This window comes from Rhodococcus sp. 14-2470-1b (genome assembly GCF_002259415.1).
GTDB lineage: Bacteria > Actinomycetota > Actinomycetes > Mycobacteriales > Mycobacteriaceae > Rhodococcoides.
In genome coordinates this window covers 76,238-95,994 of sequence record NZ_NPFY01000039.1, presented here as the reverse complement: position 1 = coordinate 95,994, position 19,757 = coordinate 76,238, and the positions used below count along the sequence as shown (strand labels likewise).

At 64.1% G+C, this 19,757-nt stretch carries 20 protein-coding genes; 14 read left to right on the top strand and 6 right to left on the bottom strand.

The genetic code is table 11. The features are described 5' to 3' along the window. Positions 1–244: 244 nt before the first annotated feature. Positions 245–1,417, top strand: a complete 1,173-nt coding sequence (locus CH293_RS26760; protein ID WP_094721970.1) for an ATP-binding protein — start codon at positions 245–247, stop codon at positions 1,415–1,417. A 205-nt stretch (positions 1,418–1,622) separates the two neighbouring features. On the opposite strand, the gene CH293_RS26755 is transcribed toward CH293_RS26760, so the two are convergent. Next, positions 1,623–3,452, bottom strand: a complete 1,830-nt coding sequence (locus CH293_RS26755) for a hypothetical protein (protein ID WP_141217236.1) — start codon at positions 3,450–3,452, stop codon at positions 1,623–1,625. A 673-nt stretch (positions 3,453–4,125) separates the two neighbouring features. On the opposite strand from CH293_RS26755, the gene CH293_RS26745 reads away from it, so the two are divergent. Further along, complete coding sequence (locus tag CH293_RS26745) at positions 4,126–4,797, top strand: bifunctional 2-polyprenyl-6-hydroxyphenol methylase/3-demethylubiquinol 3-O-methyltransferase UbiG (RefSeq protein WP_094721968.1); 672 nt, start codon at positions 4,126–4,128, stop codon at positions 4,795–4,797. A gap of 40 nt (positions 4,798–4,837) precedes the next feature. Here CH293_RS26745 and CH293_RS26740 read toward each other — a convergent pair whose 3' ends face one another. From CH293_RS26740 to CH293_RS26720, 5 genes are all read right to left on the bottom strand, one after another. Further along, entirely contained in the window at positions 4,838–5,995 is a 1,158-nt protein-coding gene (locus tag CH293_RS26740) for an MAB_1171c family putative transporter (protein ID WP_094721967.1), read from the bottom strand. Then, positions 5,992–6,507, bottom strand: a complete 516-nt coding sequence (locus tag CH293_RS26735; protein ID WP_094721966.1) for a hypothetical protein — start codon at positions 6,505–6,507, stop codon at positions 5,992–5,994. Before CH293_RS26735 ends, CH293_RS26740 begins: the two co-directional genes overlap by 4 nt. Positions 6,508–6,554: 47 nt before the next feature. Continuing rightward, positions 6,555–6,998, bottom strand: coding sequence for a hypothetical protein (locus tag CH293_RS26730; protein ID WP_141217234.1), 444 nt, complete (start codon positions 6,996–6,998; stop codon positions 6,555–6,557). Positions 6,999–7,016: 18 nt separating this feature from the next. Next, positions 7,017–7,541: a hypothetical protein gene (locus CH293_RS26725; RefSeq protein WP_094721964.1), complete on the bottom strand. Its 525-nt coding sequence runs from the start codon at positions 7,539–7,541 to the stop codon at positions 7,017–7,019. A 450-nt stretch (positions 7,542–7,991) separates the two neighbouring features. After that, the gene (locus tag CH293_RS26720) at positions 7,992–8,435 is read right to left on the bottom strand and encodes a helix-turn-helix transcriptional regulator (protein WP_094721963.1); all 444 of its coding nucleotides are present in this window, start codon (positions 8,433–8,435) and stop codon (positions 7,992–7,994) included. A 1,001-nt stretch (positions 8,436–9,436) separates the two neighbouring features. On the opposite strand from CH293_RS26720, the gene CH293_RS26710 reads away from it, so the two are divergent. The 12 genes from CH293_RS26710 to CH293_RS26655 all read left to right on the top strand — a co-directional run bounded on the left by CH293_RS26710 (position 9,437) and on the right by CH293_RS26655 (position 19,711). Next, positions 9,437–10,693: a hypothetical protein gene (locus tag CH293_RS26710; protein WP_255122999.1), complete on the top strand. Its 1,257-nt coding sequence runs from the start codon at positions 9,437–9,439 to the stop codon at positions 10,691–10,693. A 91-nt stretch (positions 10,694–10,784) separates the two neighbouring features. Further along, entirely contained in the window at positions 10,785–11,684 is a 900-nt protein-coding gene (locus tag CH293_RS26705) for a hypothetical protein (RefSeq protein ID WP_094721960.1), read from the top strand. A 50-nt stretch (positions 11,685–11,734) separates the two neighbouring features. After that, positions 11,735–13,402 (top strand): cutinase family protein, encoded by a 1,668-nt coding sequence (locus CH293_RS26700; protein WP_255122998.1) that lies wholly within the window; start codon positions 11,735–11,737, stop codon positions 13,400–13,402. Between the two features lie 32 nt (positions 13,403–13,434). Continuing rightward, the gene (locus tag CH293_RS26695) at positions 13,435–14,073 is read left to right on the top strand and encodes a DUF6668 family protein (RefSeq protein ID WP_094721985.1); all 639 of its coding nucleotides are present in this window, start codon (positions 13,435–13,437) and stop codon (positions 14,071–14,073) included. A 38-nt stretch (positions 14,074–14,111) separates the two neighbouring features. Next, a complete protein-coding gene (locus CH293_RS26690; protein WP_094721958.1) occupies positions 14,112–14,402 on the top strand; it encodes a hypothetical protein in 291 nt (96 codons plus the stop codon). Then, entirely contained in the window at positions 14,399–14,584 is a 186-nt protein-coding gene (locus CH293_RS26685; protein ID WP_094721957.1) for a hypothetical protein, read from the top strand. Before CH293_RS26690 ends, CH293_RS26685 begins: the two co-directional genes overlap by 4 nt. Continuing rightward, entirely contained in the window at positions 14,581–14,859 is a 279-nt protein-coding gene (locus CH293_RS26680) for a hypothetical protein (protein ID WP_094721956.1), read from the top strand. Before CH293_RS26685 ends, CH293_RS26680 begins: the two co-directional genes overlap by 4 nt. Beyond that, positions 14,856–15,122, top strand: coding sequence for a hypothetical protein (locus tag CH293_RS26675; RefSeq protein WP_094721955.1), 267 nt, complete (start codon positions 14,856–14,858; stop codon positions 15,120–15,122). Before CH293_RS26680 ends, CH293_RS26675 begins: the two co-directional genes overlap by 4 nt. Positions 15,123–15,175: 53 nt before the next feature. Beyond that, complete coding sequence (locus CH293_RS26670; RefSeq protein WP_094721954.1) at positions 15,176–15,814, top strand: hypothetical protein; 639 nt, start codon at positions 15,176–15,178, stop codon at positions 15,812–15,814. Continuing rightward, positions 15,811–16,647 (top strand): hypothetical protein, encoded by an 837-nt coding sequence (locus CH293_RS26665; protein WP_094721953.1) that lies wholly within the window; start codon positions 15,811–15,813, stop codon positions 16,645–16,647. Before CH293_RS26670 ends, CH293_RS26665 begins: the two co-directional genes overlap by 4 nt. After that, the gene (locus CH293_RS26660) at positions 16,644–18,209 is read left to right on the top strand and encodes a hypothetical protein (protein WP_094721952.1); all 1,566 of its coding nucleotides are present in this window, start codon (positions 16,644–16,646) and stop codon (positions 18,207–18,209) included. The genes CH293_RS26665 and CH293_RS26660 overlap by 4 nt, the downstream gene beginning before the upstream one ends. After that, positions 18,206–19,711, top strand: coding sequence for an SCO6880 family protein (locus CH293_RS26655; protein ID WP_094721951.1), 1,506 nt, complete (start codon positions 18,206–18,208; stop codon positions 19,709–19,711). Before CH293_RS26660 ends, CH293_RS26655 begins: the two co-directional genes overlap by 4 nt. Positions 19,712–19,757 lie beyond the last annotated feature (46 nt).

The window sequence follows — 19,757 nt, the reverse complement described above, 5'->3', positions numbered from 1 at the left end:
GACAAATGGCGTGTGGCCTACGGGCCCAGTCCCGGCACCCCCAGTCAACATTTCATAACTACGAGGTAGCCACTTCCGGCCCATCAGCCAACATCGACACCGCACTACTCCGATGGCCCCGGGCGCAACTTATCGATGCAGTGCACGCCCGGAGCTACGCCGCATCGCTTCGCCTATCAGATTATATCCACAAATATAAGGCATGGCCTAATACAACTAGATACAACCCGATAGTCTGAGGTACATGGAGTACGGACTGAACCCCTTCACACCCGGGTCTGGCACTCGACCACCCGAACTCGTCGGACGCACCGCCGAACTCGAACGATTCGACTTGTTGATCGCGCGGACGAAGCAGCGCCGCTACGACCGCGGGTTGATGCTGCAGGGACTCCGAGGGGTAGGCAAGACCACGCTTTTGGCGACCATGGCGGACCAAGCTCGCCGCCACAACTGGGTGGTGGTCGAGGTCGAGGCCCAGACCAGCGTGGAAGGTGCCGAAGCCCTGCGGCGGCGTATCGCCAAAGATATCTCTCGCGCTGTGCGGCGTCGTCAGTTCGCCGGCCCGGTAGCGGACAAGATCCGGCAGTTGACCGAAGAGTTCTCGGTGTCCGCCACTGCGTTCGGTGTCGGAGTCGAGCTCGCTCGCTCATCCGGTGCCGAGAAGCTGTCCTTGGGGGTCGAATTCGAGGACCTCGTCGAAGATCTCACCGAGGAGCTTCGCAAGGACGGCACCGCGTTGGGGCTGTTCATCGACGAGATGCAGGAACTCGAGCCGGCGCTCCTGCAGGTGATCCTGGCAACCCAACACCGTGCAGCCCAGCGCGAATGGCCGTTTTTCGTGTGCGGCGCAGGCCTGCCGAACCTGGCGCAAGCATTGGCAGACGCGCGGTCGTACGCCGAGCGCCAGTTCGATTACAGGACCATTGGTCCGCTGGCCGACGATCAGGCCCGCGATGCGCTCGTCACACCGATCGCCAGGCTGAACCAGGACATCTCTGTCGAAGCGACCGACTACGTCGTCGCGGCGAGCGATGGATACCCGTACTTTCTTCAGGTGTTCGGTCACGAGCTCTGGCAGGCAGCCCAGCAATCCCCGTTCACCCTCGCCGACGCCGAGGACGCTGTCGACACGGGCCACGCCTCGCTCGATTCCGGTTTCTACAGCTCGAGGTGGCTACGGGCCACCGAAGCAGAGAAACGCTATCTGGTTGCCATCGCACGGAGCGGAACCGATACTCCGCGGACGGCAACCCTCGCCGAGGCCCTCGGATCGAACCCGCAATCGATGGCACCGCACCGGGACTCCTGCATACGCAAAGGACTCATCTGGTCTCCCTCCCGCGGCCTGGTTGCCTTCACAGTCCCCGGAATGGCTGACTTCATCCGCCGTCAACCCAACGCACCGGTCATCTGATCTCGACAGCCAACGGCGACTGGGTCGAAATCGAGCATGTCGACGGATCGTGCAGCACCGGCATCACACAGCGACGTCATTCCAAGAATCCAGTTAGGTTCGGCGTTGCACCATTCAGCCGCGCGGTGGGCGGGCGAGAGCGCGCAATGCGAACACGACCGGCGTGCCCGCGTCTGCCCCAGGTTGGTGGCCGGTACACATTGCGTCAGAACGGGTCTGGCGGCCCGGTATCCATCACGGCCAGGATGTAGTCGTGGTCGGGCGGGTCGGCCGGGTGATCGTCAGCAATCGCGAACACCGACCGATCGGGCTCGGGCGGGGTGCGTGCTTCCTCTCGGGCTGCGAGCCATTCTCGCCAGACGATGCGTTCGGCGCGGTGGCGCACGATGCGAGTACGGACGGCCGATGTGAGGCCGTGACGATGGCCGATGTCGTCGAGTTCGACCGGCCCGACACCGATGTGGGCGTTCTCGACCGTGAGCAGACCGGCGACGCGCAGATCCAGCAACGCCTCGTACCCGCTCGTGCGTCCGACCCCGACGACGGTGAACAACTCATCCGGGGTCTGAGGTTCTGCTGCGGCGACGACTGCGTCGTAGAGGATGCGGTGACGCCATCCGATGATGCTCCAGGCCGGGTGTACCGATTCGACCTCAGCTGAGCCTGTGAGGGTGTCGATCGTCGTCGCCCGTCGAGCGTGTGTGGGCACCAGCGCGTACCGATCGGGGTTCTGACCCACCCCACGCTCGATCAGCAACAGAGGCGACCCTTCCATGTCCCGCAGCCGCTCCAGGACGGACCACACCGTAGTTTCCGGGAGCATGCCGGCGGCGATGGACAGTGACCGCCCACCGACACCGACAGTGGGAACACCTTCAACGATCTGCCCAGAGACTGCCGCAGCCCACGCCAAGGCTTGAACGACTGCATGGGTAGTCCATCGATCTCGCCGATGAACAAACTCGGAAGCGACCCAGGTTTGAGCGTGGGTAAGCCATGAACGAAGTACCGGATCGTAAGTACCCCCTGTGTGCTTTATCTTGTGCCCGGTATCCCGGACTAGATCGGGAACTGTCGATGCGACCCAGTCGAGGGCGCGGGCAGTGTCGCGGCGGATGGCGCGTTCGGGGTCGGCGTAGCGGGCGTATGCGGCACGTACACCCGCCCAGGCAGGTTCAGCGACGCGGGTGAGGATGTCGGTGGCGCTGGCTCCGGCGAGGACGGCGTGGGTGATGACGGACTGGCGTGCTTCCGAGCGTGAAGGCCAACGGCGGGTATCGATGCGGCCGGTGCTGGCGAAGTCGAGGACGCAGCGCGGCGGAGGGGTGGAGCGGCAGAAACGCGGATGCAGCCGGGCGTCATCACTACTGCCGAGGACGCGTTCTGCCGATGTCTCGGCTCGGATGTGAGTGTCGATTGGGCTGGTGATCGCTCGGCCCGTTCCTCCGAGCAGGGCTTCGAGGCGCTGGAGTGTGCCGGCATCGGACCCGACGGTCAGGATGTCGGACGCTGTCGCCGGGTCGAGGTCGACGAGGGTGCGGTAGCCACCTTCTTTGCACTGCGAGCCCGGCACGGTGATACATCCGCTTTTGTGGTTGGTCATCGGTGTGATGTCCAAAGTGGGAAGTCGCGCCGAGAGAAGGCGCAACAACGGCCGGACCTCGTCAGCGGTGACTGTTTTTCCCGGTGCCAGCGGTATCAGCACGTGTCGGCCGCCGCTGGTCGATTCGTCGACGACTGCGCGGCCACCGCATTCGGCCAACCAGGCCATCAGACGCACTACGTCGGCGACAACGGAGGCGTGGCCGTGGTGTTTGGTGTCGAAGTCCAGGGCGACAATGCCGGCGCGCCCGCGTGAAAACAGCGGCACAGCTGAAGGCAGAGCCGGCCTTTTGACCGTCAACGGCCCCGCGGACACGTACTTACGCGTCGTCGGGTCGAAAAGACGCATCGATCGGCGCGCAGCAATGGCCGGTGCGAATCGATGCCACAGCCGGTCCGCAGTCGCATCCGGATGGACGACACGAGCATTCAATCTTGTACCTACTTCAGGGCACGATGTACCCTGAGACATGTCCGCCAAGACAGTCCCTTCGGGGAAGAGCAACACGGAACGAGTTGCGAGTTAGTCACTCGCTTCTCTGACTTCAGAAACCCTCGGCCCGCACGCCGGGGGTTTTTGTCATCTCAAAGTGCTGCGCAGATTCAGTTGGTCGTATGACCCAAACGTCGGTTAAGGGTCAAGACAGCTACGCAGTCAACGGCAACACCCCCTGCTCTTGTGCGCGGTTGAGCTCGCGCGCAAGATCTTCCCGGTCACTAGCAATCGCAATAAGATCGGCAACGTACTGACTCAGAGACGTAGCGCCAGCCGAGCTCCGCTGTGCCTTGAGCGTGTCAATCAGCTCTGACGGCAGTCGGACAGTCAGCGACGTCCGGTCACCCTTACTGGGCATCGGCATGGCACGGCCTCCTTCGTCTTCGGTCCCAACCGGAGTCCATCCTGAACCAGAATCATTTTCGAAGCGCCGTGACACGCCGAGAGCGTTGCAGCGAATTACATCAGTGTGATCTGACTGGACAGTCGGGACGTGTGACGCTGACTCCCGATCCGCCATGTCTTCTAAGGCCGCAGTAAGGCAGACTCCTCACCGCGTGGTGGCCACGCGGGGGATTGGCTCACACACTCCGAAAGGAACTTCGACCCGATGACATCTGATACGACCCAAGCGGGGGCGGCTCCGTACAGCAGCAATCTCTTTTTGAGTGTCTACGACCTCTGGGTCATGCGGCTATCGAACAGCTACGCCTGGCGCTGCAACCGACAGAACTTCCTCGACCTCTACAACGGTCGCATCGGACACAGACACCTCGAGGTCGGGCCCGGATCAGGTTGGCTGCTCGCCAACGCAGATATACCAGCTGAAGTCGATCTCACGCTTTCGGATCTCAGCCCGAATTCGCTCAAGCACACCGCGTCTCGACTCCAAATACCCACCACTCTGATCGAGCAAGACGTACTCGAACCCTTCGCCGAGAACGTCGAAGCGTTCGACTCGATATCTCTCAACTACGTATTGCACTGCCTACCAGGCGACTGGTCGACCAAGGCCGCAGCCTTCGACAATCTTGCCGAGAAGTTGAAGCCCGGGGGAGTGCTGTTTGGATCAACCGTGATCGGAGTCGATCAGCGATACACCCTATTCGGCAAAGCACTGATGACGGCGTACAACAAGATTGGTGCGTTCGGCAATTGGCACGACGATCTACCGGGACTGGAGAAGGCACTCAACAGTCGGTTCGAGCATGTGAAGGTCGATATGATCGGAAATGTCGCTCTTTTCGTTGCCGAAGACCCGAGAGCCACACCACGGTCTTAGCGTGTGCGCGGCTCGCTGGCACAAGTGACGAGCGGTTCGATCAGGACATCACGCTGTGCCGGCGTAGCTTTCGCCAAACCCTGGCAACGTCGACCAAGTCATCGCTCGTCGCGGTGAGGTCGTAAGCCCCGGAGCGCTGCGCCAGCACCATCAATAGCTCGTAGCGTTCCGGAGGCACCTGACCAGTGGCTTTAGCGGCGTAAGCCTGAGCAAGTTCTGCTGCAATACCCTCCGCATTTAGTTGAAGCGGGTCCGATTCAGTGGACAACGTGGATGCGTTCCACTTGCTGAGCCTGCGTGCTGCATCGTGAATTTCGATGATCTTCCTGTGCAGCTTCATCGCAGGATCGGACTGGGACTGTCGACTGTCGGTTGTCCTGACCTCGGGGAACTGATCGGTCATGTCTTGCCACAGACGCTCGATCTCCTTCAAGTTCCTGCTGATTCGGTCCTGTCCTAGCTTTGCCCGCAGTACTGCGACAACCGGAACCGCACCCATGATCAGTGATCCAGCAACCGCGAGGAAGAAAGTTAGGGCCTTCACATGCATCTCTGGATCCGCCGACCCAGAGCCTGTCAAGACTTCCTGAAACGTGAGAACAGGCGTACTCACCGCAACAAGCGCGAGACCGACCGCAATTGCAATCGCCAAGCCATAGAGTGCTTTCTCACGGACCGCGGTGTCGGGATGTCGAGCTTCGCGTAAGAAGATCCTCATGACAGCAACTGCGACGAACAGAATCGGGGCGTAGAAGGCGGTCCACAAGACGACTGCCGGCCAGCCCAAGTATTGATCGACTAGCTCACCGGCCTTCCGGGAAGGTGTGCCGGAAATGAGGATGACGGCACTGAGAGCAAGTCCAACCGCGTCGTAGACCCGCTGGCGCTTCCACACAGCCGAAGGGTCGGACCCCACCCATAACCGCGACATGCCGTAGATGGCCATGACAACCATGACGATGCAACAGAACGTGAGCTGCTGAAACAGAGCGACGTCGCCTAGCGGCTTCGGTAGATGCCTGATTGCGTCTTGGACCGCACTTTCACGGAGAACTAACGCGAACCATCCGATGACCAGCGACCGTGTAGTCAGCCTGTCGATGATCGACGAGTTGAGCCACGCGACGCGCACCACCAACGTCAGCGCCATCAGTACGATGATCGGCCACGAGATCCACGCTGGGACGGGGGAGGTCATTTCGCCCTGAAGAAGGTCGAGCGGAGGGGCGACTGGCGTCGATTTCGATTGACCATCGCCTCGACCATGATGTGGTCGGCGAAGGACTCGGCGGCGGCTTCCTGGTCATCTTCGAAGCTGTCACGACCCAGTACGTTTTCGATTGTTCGCTCCGAGACGTGAGGCAACAACACCCTGAGCATGGCCCTACTGTGCTCGGACTCTGGAAGGCCGGTGTGCGAAAGCACCATATGACCTACCTCGTGACCGATGACTTGGTCTGCTTGATACTCGGCGACGTCGGACCCGTACACGATGAAGTCGTCTTGTTTGCGCGCAACCCACAACCCGCAGAGGGTGCCGGTCAGGCCCACACGGCTCAGCAGTGCCGACTCGACGGGCCACAGGACGATCGGTCGATCACGTTCCTCCGCAATCAGGTCGATGAACTTGTGACGCGACCACGGCTCATCCGACGGCATGTTCGCTGCGATGCGTCGCACAGCCGACTGAATCTGGCTCTCTTGCCTCACGGGTCCCGACTCCCTCCGACCTTTGCAACCGAAAACGATGAACGGCGCTACACGTTACTCCTGGTACCGCTTGTATCGGATTCCTCGCCTTTGGGCTGGTCAGGAAGTTGTTCGAGGATGTTCATGAGGTCCTCGGCGCTCATCGCGCCTCCGTCGCGCATCGCAAGTAGCTGAACGCCGGAATCGCGTAGCTGGGTCAGCACCGACAATTCGCGGTCGTAACTTTCCGCGGTGTTGTCCCACTTGTTCGCGAGAAAGGAGGCAGGGGCCTCGAAGTACTCAGCGAGAGCATGAACCAAGTCGCCGTCGACGAATCGCAAACCGGCTTCAGCACGTAACTCTGCTATATCCGTCTCGAGAACAGGTCGTCCCAACAAGCTGGAGACCGCCTCTGCGACGACGGCATTGCTGAACTCCGGGTTGTCGGCGGTGTGGTTCGTCTCGAACAGTTTGTTAATTCTCACGTGCAGAGGTGGCGTTACCTTGGGCATGTTCGTTCCGTTCTCAGTTTAGCGGCGACTATCTCTTAGACGGCGCGCGAAACGCTGGGCTGTTGCTTGGTCAATTTCGATTGGACTGCCGTAAAGCCAACGGCGGTAGAGCTTTTCCTCGCGTTCTGGATCGTCGTAATCGACAGGAGGCTCTAGTAGTGCCGCGATTGCGGAATCAATTGCCTTGTGGTGCTGGCCATGATTCCGTTCCAACGTCTCGGTGACGAAGGACCCGGCGATGGCAGAAACTGCAACGTCCAGTTTCTTGAGTGCTACCCGCAAATCAGCGACTCCTGAGGTGCGGTCTTCCAAGCCAGCGACCTCTCTGTGCATGTCCCTCTGGGCCGCGAGCAATTTAGTCAGAGGGTCGAGCCCGACCGTGACATTCCCAGCACCGGCCTTGTACGGTGCTCGCCCCAACACAACCGGCTGCGCACTTTCCCAATAGACATTTGCAGCGCTTCCGGGCTTCCAACTCAGACCGGTATCGAACTTTTGCAAGGTGCTCGGCCGCGGGTTGTTGAGCTCGCCGCGTTCAGCCATCAGGACAACGGGCTTTGTAGGCCCACCTGCTTCGCGTAACCCCGTGATCGTGAGGTTCCGTTGCTTTCTGCGAGAGCTGACGCAGGTGGCAAACCATAGTGGGTGTCCCGTTTGCGTCACTGATCCATCCTAGAGCCGAGGTCAACATAAGGTCAATAAACTGAGCAGGGTCAATAAACGGGTCAGGACCAAACGCACTGGTCAAGGGCATGTGATCCATTCGAAATTGACTTCTACTTGCCCATCGCTCAGAGGGACCATAGTGTTCCGCTCGTGACGAAACACGGCGCAATCAGATCGCGCGTTGAGTTTCGTGAATCTAGAAGACTGGATCCACGGGACGTCCAGCGAAGGGTGGTCGGCCCACTGATGACCGACCGAGGCGATTCCGTTCAGCTGCCACTGAACCGGACTACTGGCGACGTGAACGCCGTCCTGCCATCAAAGTCCTCACGGAAGCACGTCCGACGGTCGGTTTCGTACGCGATCGAAGGAGGCAACTACACGCGACACCTCGAAACCAAGGGCGCTAGCGATCTTTCGGGCCATTGCGTCCGACAGCTTCACATGACCGCGTTCGAGTGCGCCGATGTGCTGAGGGCTCACCTGAACTTTGCCAGCAAGATCACCCTGCGTAAGTCCGCGAGCTACCCGCAAGTCTCCGAGGTGCTCATCATTGGGGTCCACGATCACCACATCGGTCACACCCACTTGCAGCACTGCGAGGCAGCGGGCAAGTGCGGCGATGCCCGGATCCGCCTTTCCCTGCTCCCACTGCGAGTAGGTCGACGCTCCGATACCGCCCCGTCGAGCAACCTCCGCGCCACTGAGCCCGGCCCTGGCTCGGGCGTCTCGCAGGCGGCTCGGATCGAAACCACGGAGGCGGCGCTTCATCGCTGGTACTCCACGGTGAGTCACAATGTCACCCGCCTATTCCTGGTAGCACATAATGTAGTCGAAAAACAGATTGGTTATCACAGGTTGTTTAAACCGGACTATCGAAGTAAGGTCTAGCACAGGACCCGAACAAAGAAGAACCCCCGTGGTGCGCGTAGCTGATTGGCGTCCGCAAGGCGCATCCACGAGGGCCGACCCAGCAGACAGGGGTGCGACCGTAGTCGCGTCTACATGGGCATTCTCAGCCTAACTGACGTCGACGTACGTAGCGCCCCGGAACGGAGCGCTACGTGCTGTCCATTCACTCAGGAAGTCTTGAAGTCTCAGCGGCCGTACAGATGCCACGAGACCAGTGCAGCGCAATGAACGACCGAGTCGTCGGTCTCGCTGTGTGCTCCCTGTCCTCGGCACCGCATTCCACGCACCTTCTTTTGTGCGAAGAGACCGGCGAACCCATGGGCACATGGACCGACGCTGATCCGACGTTCCGTGTACCCACGGACGGTTCGAAGACCATGCCCGGCGTCCGATCGCGCGCATTCGGCGACGCCGCCTGACCCAAATCGTGAGCTACAGCGACAGTCCGACTCCTGAGACTGCGCCGTAGCTCATTTGGTGGACCGGCGCGAGGCTCGCACGGTGACGCTTCGACCGCACATCGTGCGCCGAACTGCGCGACCCCCGCCGGGACATCGAACACACTCCCACCCCTCCACTGACAGAAAGGAATACGACCGATGCCTTGGATCTTCTCGCAGCTTTGGTTCTGGCTCGGCCTGCTGGGCTGAGCGCTCGTGGATGCCAGCGTGCAACGGACGCACGCTGGCATCCACTCCCAAGGCATCACCCATCGTCCGCGCTGAGGGATCACCCGAAGGCTGACCCTCGTTTTCGGTCGTTCTCCCAGCGCGGACGGTGGTGGTTCCACCATCAACCACTCCTGTCACACCCGCCCAATACCGCTGCATCGCAGCGACTTACGAAAGGCACCACCACACATGTCTCCCCAGCAAGGAATCGGCGGACGTCACCGCCGCCGCAGAGAACGAGCACTAGTTCTCACTGCCGTGCCCGTCGCCGTCGCACTGGCATGGGGCACCGCAACCGCACACGCGGCACCGCAGGACTTCGTGACCGCACCCGACACCGCCCAGTCCGGCACCACCGACACCACCCCCGTCGCGCCGCCGCCGGCCCCGACCCAGGAACGCCAGTTCCTGCCCGGCTACCAGGCCTCACCTCAGGTGCAGCAGTCCCAGTGGCGTAGCTACGACGACTACCGGTCCGGCAACCAGCAGTCCTCGTACCAGAACACCTACTACGAGCCCGCTCCCGCGCCGCAGGCAGCGCCGACCGACGCACCCGCTGCCCTGCAAGCGGCCCCGCCGCCCCCGCCGCCGGTTCCGACTGTGCAGCGCAAGGTCATTGCACCGATCGACGCACCCGAGGGCTACGTCCTCGTCGGCGGCGAACTCGTGCCGTACGACCCGAACCTGCTCGACCCGAACCTGGTCAAGCAGTTCAACAACACCGGAGCCGCAATCCAGGCCGACGGCGGAAACTGGCTCGTGGACAACGGATTCGCCGACGCATCCCGCGCCGACCGTATCGCGGCGGGCACCATCACCGGCGTCGTCGCAGGCGGCGCTGTCGGCCTTGCCGCTTCCGTGGCCCCTGCCGCAGTGATCACCGGCACCGCAGCCGCCATCGGCGGCGGACTCGGCGTCGCCGCCACCACCGGCACCGGAGCCATCGTCTGGGGCGGACCGGTCGGCTGGGTCTTCATCCCCGGCGCAGCCGCACTCGCAGGCGCAGGAGTCGGCGCTGCCCTCTCGGCACCGATCGTGCTGGGCCTGACCGGCACAGGTGCAGTCATCGGCGGCATCCTCGGTGCCACCGTCCTCGGCGGCGAGCAGCAGATCATCGAAGAACCCGCACCGCTTCCGGCACCCGAGAGCATTCCGGCTGCCCCTGCTGCACCCCTGACCGTCGATTCCCCCAGCGTGCAGAACGCCATCGACACCACCGTCGACCAGATCCAGGGCAGCCTCGACCTCGCCCCGGCCGACGTCGACCAGGCAGCCACGGCGGTCCAGGGGTGGACCGAACCCGCCTACGAGCAGGTCCAACAGTTCACCTCGACGGTGCTCGAGCAGCCTGCCGTGGCGGACACCGTAGCGGCGGTCAACACCGCCGCCGCGCCCGTTCTCGACCAGGCGAAAGCAGCACTGGCGGGTCTGAACCTCGCGATCTGACCTCCGGGTGCAGCCCGACCTCTGGTGGCCGGGCTGTATCCGAAGGTTCGACCCCGTTCGTTCCTCACCTCGACCCTTGGAAAGGCCTGTTGTGGCACCTCGAGACCGCACCACCGACGCCGACACCCACCACGGCACCGACGACTGGTTCGCCGACCCGGTCGTTGCCGAGACCGAGACTGCCGCAGCAGCTTCCGAGCATCCAACCGAGCGCAGACTGACAGTCCTGACCGAGCACCAGTCCGCCGACACCGATCCGGACGACGACTGGTTCGTCGAGCACCCTACCGACGACATCGCTGTGGACCACCCTGACCGTGGCCCCGCATCCCAGCCAACGGATGCATACGGCTCCTTCGACGAACGGACCTCTCTACTTCGCGCTGGAGGCCCCTACACCGCACCCAGACCGGCTCCACAGTCATGGTGGCGACGCCACCGCTCCGCCGTCGCCGTCACGACCGCACTCGCGGTCCTGATCGGGGGAGTAGTGGGAGCCGGGCTGGTGCTCACCGGATTCGGCGACGAACCGCAACCAACGCCCGTACTGCTTCCCGACGAGATCGTCACCACCACAGCAGCTCCGACCTCGACCGCTCCCGCGGCGGCCGGTGCGGCCGCAGCCGATGTCACCTGGTGCCGGGGCCAGGCTGACGGTGACCCGGTCACCGAAGACAGTGACGACCCCGGTGCGGTGGCGATCTGGCGGTTCGAGAAGGCCTTCTACTTCGACCGCGACGGGGCCGCTGCCCGCGCCGCAGGTGCACCCGATGCGGTGATGGCGTCCGCGCAGCGCCTGCAAGCGGGCATCGACCAGCTCGAGGCAGATATCGAGTTCTGTGTCCTGGCCGACCCGATCGACTCCGGGATCTACGACGTCACCGTCGTCGAGCGCGGGCCCGGCATCGACGGGCGCATGAGTCGCCAACGGATCACCACCACCAAGGCGCAGGACGGCACGACGCTCATCTCCGCCATCGTCTCCCGCTGACCCCCATGACCAGGCATATCCGCTGGATCCCACCGAAGAAGAGAGAAGCCGTGCACACATCCATCGACCAGGTTCGCCGCCTGACCGTGCGCCTGCTCGCCGCTACCGCCGCAGTGACCATCGTGGTCTCCGCGAGCGGTGTCGCGGCCGCGCAGCCGTCCGCGACACCCACCCCACCGGACACTGGCAGCGGGGACTGCCCGGTGCTGCATCTCGTGGTGGTCCCCGGTACCACCGAGATCGACGAGAACTCCTCTCCCGACGCCGATTCCGGCTTCTTCTCCCGGCTGACTGTCCCGGCGATGCGCGATGCTAACTCCGGTGACGGGCCTGCTCTCGAACGGAGCTACGTCCCGTACCCGGCGAGTTTCGGTGGCAAGCCAGGCGATCGCTCCGCCGTTCCGTACGCCCAGTCCGTCGACATCGGCGTCGAGAACACCACCCAGATGATCTCCGACATCGCCGCACGCTGCCCCGGCACCAAGGTCTTCCTCTCCGGCTACTCCCAGGGCGGCGAGGTCGCCTCCCAGGTCACCCGCGAGATCGGAGCAGGAACCGGACCTGTCGACGCCGACCACTTCGCCGGCGCTGCACTGTTCTCCGACCCCACCCGAGCCGAAGGCGAAGACGTCATCGCCAGCGGCGGCTCTACTCCTGCCCCGGCACCGGGAACGAGCGGCGCAGCAGTGGACACCGTCCAACTCGCCCCGGCCGTCGCCGCAGCCGCCCCCGCAGGCGGCGGTATCGCCCCGACCCCGAAGATCGCCGGATTCGGCGCAGTCTCGGACCGAGTCGCCTCGTACTGCACCGCAGGCGATCTCGCGTGTGACACCCCCATCGACGCCCCCGCCGCCAAGCTCGTTGCCTCGATCGCCGGACAGTCCTCGATGGACACCCGCGACCCCGTCCGGATCCTCACCGACGTCTCCACCGCAGTCGGACGGACTGCCCTGATGACCGGTGCGTCGGTGATCAACGACAACATCGACTTCGACTCCAAGGCAGGACGATTCGAGGTCAACTCCTCGTCGGAGACCGTGCTGTCGAAGATGGCGAAGTACTCCGACCCCTCCGCCACCTCGACCGACGAGATGATCGACGAAGCGGTCGGCGCGGTCACCAAGATCGCCGGCATGGCCATCGGAGCGGCAATCACCGTCGCCAAGGACGTCATCACCCCCGAGACCATCGGCCAGCTCGCCACCGTCGGGCTCACCAACCCACCCGCAGCCCTCGGCATACTCGCCACCAAAGTGCTGTCCTCGGCGGTCAAGCTCGTGCCCCCGGCGACGATCGACTCGGCCGTCGACGTCGCGTTCCAGGAAGTGTCGAACACCATCGACGAGAACGCCGGTCTCGCGCAGCTCGTCACCGACACCTCGTACTGGAACACCGCAACCAAACACGGCTCCTACGACAGTGTTCCGGTCGGATCCAAAGGTGAGACCCCCGTCGAGCTGACCGTGCGGTGGATCGTCGCGCTCGCCGCTGACCTGACCGGCGATCAGAGCCTCGCCGACAAGGTCGGGGCAGTGATCAAACAAGGCGCGTCGCTGTTCGCCACCACCGACACCGTCCGCAGTGCCGGAAGCATCCTCGCCGCCCACGCCACCGTCGGAGCAACCGGCACCGCCACGACGACCACAGCGGCCACCACGACGACCCCCTCTGTTTCTGCCGCTGTGCCGACCACCGTCTCACCAACCACCACTCGGTGACCGAGAACGCCGGAGAAGGAGGTGCGCCCGAGATGGCCGCACAACCAGCTGAGCACCATGACTATTACCGAGACGACGACTTGTCGGTCACCCCGGCAGGGCTGCGGACACCGCCGCCCGAACGCCGAGCACCGATTCACGACGACCCGGTCGCAGTCCACGGTCGCCCGCCCGTGATGTGGCTCCTCGCCGCTCACGGGCGCTCCGGCGCAGGCACACTCGCCCAGATCTGGGCCCCGGCGGGCGATGCCCGCCGGGGCTGGCCCGCCGCCGACCGGCACCGCAATGTCGTCGTCGTCTGCCGCACCGATCGCGCCGGCCTCGACGCCGCGCACGACCTGCTCCTGCAATCGGCCGCCGGCCTGACCGGTGGCTGCACCCTCCTCGGACTGGTCCTGGTACCCGACGCCCCCGGCCCACTCCCCAAGACTCTGCGCCGATGGGCGGACGTCGTCGCCTCCGCAGCACCAGCGGTGTGGCGAGTCCCGTACGTCGAGGATCTGCGCACCCACAGACAGAACGAACTCGCGATCTGGACCCCCACCGAACCCGACCCACCCCCACCCGGGCGGATGCGGGCTCCCGCCCCTTCTACGACCAGCCCACACCACGACCTCGCCGTGATCGGGCGGGAAATCTTCACCGCCGCCCGCATCGCCTCAGGCCACTGAACCACACCCACCTTTCACCAACACCCAAGGAGCACACCATGATCACCAGTCTCGCCGCGTCGGCCACCGAGGTTCTGGCGCAGAACATCGGCGACGTCAGCCCCACCGCACCCGGTGGTGGGGCCGGCGACAAGATCCTCGAGCTGCTGTCCTGGCTGAGTTGGATCTGCATCATCGGTGCCGTCGGCGGTCTGACGGTCTGCGGCGCAAAACTGGCCGTCGCCAAAGTCTCGGGCGGTAACGAAAACGGCGCCGGACTGGTGTGGGGATTGGCGGGATCTATCCTCATCGGCGCGGCAGCCGGCCTGGTCAACATGCTCGTCCTATGACCGCCTTGAACTGGACCTTGTGGGGGGTGTTCATCGCCTCGATCAGTGCGATGGTGATCAGCGGAGGGGTGGTCGCCGTCGACAAGACCATCTGCAGCCGACACAACCGCGCGACCACAGTCCTGCTGGTCTCGACCGTGGTCGGCACTGTCTCGGCAGGCATCGGGGCGGTGATCGCATGACCGTCCCGATGCCAGATCTGATCGACTCGATACCACCCCCGACCGACGCCTCCACACTGGGGACGCTCCTGTCGATGATGTCGTATGGAGGTCTCGTCGCTGCTGTCGTCGGCATGGTGGTGTGCACAGTAGGACTGGCGCGCCACCGCACCATCTCCGGGCGCAGCTCCGAATCCATTGTGGCCCAGACGGACACGAAACGAATGTTGTTGCACGGGCTGGCGATATCGCTCGGCGTCGGTGCCCCCGCCGTTGCCGGGGTGATCCTGCTATGACCATCGTGCTCGCTCAACCACCGACCGAGCCGGTCGAATGGCCCGACGAGGTCTGGCAGCCGATCATGGAAGGCCTGTCGTGGCTGCTCTGGTTCGCCATCATCACCTGCATCGCAGCACTGTTCGTGTGCGGGGCGATGTTCGTCAACCAACGCAAATCCACCGGCACTCAAGTCGTCGAGGACGCCACCCTGGCCCGAATCCTGATCTGCGCCGCCATCATCGGCTCCGCATCCGGAATCGCCAAAGCCGTCCTCGCCTGACAAACCCACATTCGCTGCACCCGACCTGCATTCGACCCGAAAGGCTTCACCTGATGACCGTCTCCCGCACACTCCGGATCGCCGCGACAGCGGCGACCGTCCTCGCACTCGCTGCGTGCGGATCCGGCAACGACGACACACCGACCGCCACCCCGGACGCAACACCCGATCTGCGCTCCGCCCCGGCCGAGCTGACCTGGCGCGAGGTAGCAGGGGTATCGGTGCCGACCTCACGGGTCGACGGGCCCTTCGCCGGAACATCGGTGAACCGCAGCGGATATACCCAGACACCACAGGGGGCGGTGCTGGCCGCGATCAACGGTCAGACAGCACTTGCCGTCGCCGACGACCGCGCGTGGCCGGAAGTGGTGAACACCGTCACTGCACCCGGACCCGGGCGCGACGAGTTCGCGGCCGCACGCGCCGCCGTCACCGTCTCCGGATCGGTCCCGGCCGACACTGCACCGAAGTTCGTCGGGTTCGAGGTCACCGACTACTCCAGTGATCCGCTTTCGGCGGGGGTGTCGGTGGCACAAACCATCGGGACTGGAACCGAGTTGTTTTCCTATCCTGTCGCGCTGCAATGGATCAACGGCGATTGGCGGATCGTGCTACCCACTTCCGAGGAAAACATCGACGCCATCGAGATCGACAACCTCGACGGCTACACCACATTGGAGCGCACCCCATGAACCGTCGGCTACGTACCGTCCTGATCACCGTTGCTGCGATCGTCGTCATCGCCATCATCGGCGCGATCGTGTTCATCATCCCGAACATGAACGACGACGACACCCCGACGACCACCGCTGGTCCACCGCCGACGACAGCAGCACCTACCCCCGGTGACTCCGAGCTCGACACCGGTGCGGAAGGCTTCGGTGTTCCCGACGCGGACCTGTCCGGGCGCACTGTGATGGTCCCGAACAACCCTGCCGGCCAACCATTGCCGCAGCGTGAGCCGACCGGCCCGCGTGTCGAATGCACCAATGACGGCCGACCGGTGACGTCCCCAGAGTCGATGATGATCCAACGCAACTTCGGTGTCTCGACCCTGTACTCCGAAACCGATGGGCCGTCGTACATCGACGGCCTGGTCCTCGCCGGCTACACCCGCACCCCGCAAGGCGCGGCACTGGCCGCCGCGAACTTCCTACCCCGCGGACTCGCGGGCGGACCCGTGGCTGTCGAATCCACAGAGAAGCTCACCCTGATACCCGACGAGAAGATCGGTACCCAGGAGAAAAAAGAAGCAGAACTCGCGAAACCGGTCAACACCGAGACTGTGGCATTGCGGGCACCCATGGCGTTCAAGATCCTCTCCTGCACGGACAGTTTCGCCGTCGTCGAGCTCGCTCAGATCCGCGATGTCGATGACGCCGGTAGACGGATGCAGAACCCGACCTACACAGGACTGCGCCTGAATATGGCGTGGGATGGTGGCACCTGGAAGGTCAGCAAACTCGACGGTGCCACTGGCGGCCCGTACAGCTCGCTCGATGGTTTCACCCGGTGGGCACTGTGACCCGCACAGCGGCCTTCGCCGCCCGCGCTGTCGTCATCGCACTGCTCTCACTGATCGCGGTCGTCGGGGCCAGCGGACTCGCCCACGCCCAAGATCCGACACCGGCACCCACACCGAATCTGACCGAGCAGATCAACCCCGACGCCGACGGCAACGACTTCCAGCAACAACGCCGCGAGTGCGTTGCCGAAGGCTCGCCGGTCCTCGGTGACGGTTGGCTCAACGACGCACTCGAGGGAACCGCCGTGGGCGGCTTCATGGACGAGGCACTGTGCCTGGACAACGCGTTCACCGATCACCCCGGCGACGCGTTCTCCACCGCCGTCGACTCCACACTCTCGACATTCTGGGGTGACCCGGTCGGAGACTTCGCCAAATCGGTGATGGAAGGCAACACCCAAGCATTCCGATCGGTGATGACGTTCTGGATGTCCTCCGGCATACCGGGCCTCGCCGCCGAGAACGCTATGTCGGGCCTGCGCAACATCATCTCCGGATTCACCGTCGTCGCCTTGTTCGCCTCCATCATCATCGCGATGATCAAGCTCGCGATCGCCCGCAAACAAGCGGTCATGGAAGGGGCCACCGAGACCGCGACCATGCTGGTGCGCACCGTCGTCACCGTGTCGCTCCTGCCGATCCTGGTGTTGATGTTCCACCAAGGCGGCGACATCGCCTCGGCATACGCGCTGGAGAAATTCGTCGGCGGCAACCTCGACGAGAAGATCACTGCCATCACCGCATTCGACGACAAGACCGGCCTCGGCCCGATCCTCGCGCTCGCCTGCGCGGGATTCGCATTCCTCGGCTCCGTCGCCCAGCTCATCGCACTGCTGATCCGTGAGGCCGTGCTGTGCGTCGTCGTCGCCGTCATCCCGCTCGCCGCAGCAGCGTCGGCCACCGGCACCGGTCGCAGCTCCTACAAGTCGATGATCGCCTTCACTCTCGGCGCTCTCCTGTTCAAGCCGGTCGCCACGCTGCTGTACCTATTCGCGTTCTGGGCGTCCTCGGCGTCGAGCTCGGATCAGATCGCGACCGTCATCATCGGCTCGGTCCTCCTGGCCGTCGTCGGATTCTGCCTACCCACCTTGATCAAGATCGTCGCGCCCGCAGCAGAATCCATCTCCGCCGGTGGGCGGGAAGTAGGAGCGCTCGGCGCAGCAGGAGGCGCAGTGATGGGGGCCGGCGGTATGGCGGCATCCCGCGCCCTCGGGGCAGCGGCGAACACCGTCGCCGGATCGTCTGGTGGCGGTGGCAAAGGTGGTTCCTCGGGTGGAAACGGCACAGGCGCGCGTTCCACCCCCGGTTTTCAGGGCCGCTACAACGGAGGATCGAGTCCCTCGCACGCGGGCGCATCGTCTGGGCCGATGGGCGCAGCCCGCAGAGCCGGGTCGGCCGCAGCATCGGCAGGTCGCACAGCATCCTCGGCAGGCCTACGCGGAGCGGCAGGGGCACTCAAGACCGCAGGCACAGTCGGCCGCACCGCGGGCTCGGTCTCGACTGCTCTCGGCTTGGCTGCAGAAGGCGCAGTCGGCAACTACCACGGACGGATTCAACGATGAGCGCCCAGCTCGAAGCCCCGTACGAGCCTCCGATCTATTCGGCAGGCAACCGGCCGCAGAGCACGTTCGCATTCGGGCTGCCGACGAAGGTCATCGCCTACGGTGCAGGGTTTTTCGCAGTCTCGTTCGCGGTTCTGATCTTCGGAAACGTCGTCGTCGGACTCGCGCTGATGGGTATCGGCGCACTCATCCTCACCCCTCTGGTCATCGCCCCGAACGGCCGAACCCTCTACGAGACAGGACAACTGAGAATGCAATGGTTCCGGCGCAAGCACATCGACAAGTCCACCGAGTACCACGCCGGACCGCACTCGAGGATCCCCGGTGGCCGCTACAAACTCCCCGGCCTACTCGCCCGCACCAAGGTCTACATGGGAATCGACCGACACGGCAACGAATTCGGGATGATCCACAACCCCGACGATCACCGCTACACCGTCATCTTCGACGCCCTGCCCGGCGGCGACGAAGCGATCGTCCAGCGCGACAAGGACCTCTACACCGCCGACTGGGGCGTCTACCTCGCCGACCTCGGGCTGCCCGGCGACATCGTCGGTGCCGTGGTGGTGGTGGAGAACATCCCCGCCACCGGGCTGCGGCTGGCACGGCGTGCCGAACACGAACTCGTCTCCACCGCACCGCCCTTGGCGGCGTCGTTCGTCGAGCAATCGGCCGTCCGGATGCCCTCGGGTCGCCACCGCACCCTGGCACGACTGTCGATCACCTTCCGCGCTACCACCCGCGAGCGACAGAAGGACCCCGAAGAGATGGCCACCGAACTGGCCCGCCGTCTGCCGGATCTGTACGAGTCGCTCTCCGGTGCCGGGATCGACGCACAACCGATGACCGCCGCCGAAATCACCGCGGCCGTGCACCGCTCCTACAACCCCTCGACCGAGAACGACTTCGAGGAACTCGAGATCTCCGGCGAAGAGCACGGCGTCGACTGGGACGACGCCGGACCCGGACGCGCGAAGACCGAGTGGGGTCACTACCGCCACGACGGCGGAGTCTCGGTCGTCTGGGAAATGGCCGCACCACCGGAATCGGTGTTCACCGACACCGTCCTCAAACCGCTGCTGCAGCCGCACGACGACCTCCCGCGCAAGCGCCTCACTCTCGTCTACCGCCCCTACACCGCCGGGGACGCAGCGAAGAAGGTCGACAAGCAGCACCGAGATGCCCTGCACGCAATCAACTCTCGCGGAAACAAGATCACCTCCGCCGGGTCGGAGAAGCGGCACGAGATCGCCGAGCAAGCGCGCCGCGAAATGGTCTCCGGAGCCGGATACGAACGCTATTCGGCACTGCTGACCATCACCGTCGGATCGGTCGAGGAGATCGCCAACGCCGCCGCCGTCACCGAATCCCTCGCCGCACGCTCCCGGCTGCGACTGCGCCGAGCGTTCGCCTTCCAGGACGCCGCGTTCGCCGCCGGTCTCGGCGTCGGAGTGCTCCTGCCCGATCAGATCTCCACCTCGATCCTGGTGCGCCGCAGCTAAATGCTGCTCGCCCCACCGGCCCACACTCTGCGTGAGAAAGAGACTC

Bases quoted from the DNA above. Each gene is read 5' to 3' on its own strand.
- CH293_RS26760 (WP_094721970.1), top strand. From the start codon at position 245: ATGGAGTACGGACTGAACCCCTTCACACCCGGGTCTGGCACTCGACCA.
- CH293_RS26655 (WP_094721951.1), top strand. From the start codon at position 18,206: ATGAGCGCCCAGCTCGAAGCCCCGTACGAGCCTCCGATCTATTCGGCA.
- CH293_RS26670 (WP_094721954.1), top strand. From the start codon at position 15,176: ATGACCGTCTCCCGCACACTCCGGATCGCCGCGACAGCGGCGACCGTC.
- CH293_RS26690 (WP_094721958.1), top strand. From the start codon at position 14,112: ATGATCACCAGTCTCGCCGCGTCGGCCACCGAGGTTCTGGCGCAGAAC.
- CH293_RS26710 (WP_255122999.1), top strand. From the start codon at position 9,437: ATGTCTCCCCAGCAAGGAATCGGCGGACGTCACCGCCGCCGCAGAGAA.
- CH293_RS26725 (WP_094721964.1), bottom strand. From the start codon at position 7,541: ATGGCTGAACGCGGCGAGCTCAACAACCCGCGGCCGAGCACCTTGCAA.
- CH293_RS26695 (WP_094721985.1), top strand. From the start codon at position 13,435: ATGGCCGCACAACCAGCTGAGCACCATGACTATTACCGAGACGACGAC.
- CH293_RS26745 (WP_094721968.1), top strand. From the start codon at position 4,126: ATGACATCTGATACGACCCAAGCGGGGGCGGCTCCGTACAGCAGCAAT.
- CH293_RS26685 (WP_094721957.1), top strand. From the start codon at position 14,399: ATGACCGCCTTGAACTGGACCTTGTGGGGGGTGTTCATCGCCTCGATC.
- CH293_RS26680 (WP_094721956.1), top strand. From the start codon at position 14,581: ATGACCGTCCCGATGCCAGATCTGATCGACTCGATACCACCCCCGACC.
- CH293_RS26730 (WP_141217234.1), bottom strand. From the start codon at position 6,998: ATGCCCAAGGTAACGCCACCTCTGCACGTGAGAATTAACAAACTGTTC.
- CH293_RS26665 (WP_094721953.1), top strand. From the start codon at position 15,811: ATGAACCGTCGGCTACGTACCGTCCTGATCACCGTTGCTGCGATCGTC.
- CH293_RS26675 (WP_094721955.1), top strand. From the start codon at position 14,856: ATGACCATCGTGCTCGCTCAACCACCGACCGAGCCGGTCGAATGGCCC.
- CH293_RS26720 (WP_094721963.1), bottom strand. From the start codon at position 8,435: ATGAAGCGCCGCCTCCGTGGTTTCGATCCGAGCCGCCTGCGAGACGCC.
- CH293_RS26740 (WP_094721967.1), bottom strand. From the start codon at position 5,995: ATGACCTCCCCCGTCCCAGCGTGGATCTCGTGGCCGATCATCGTACTG.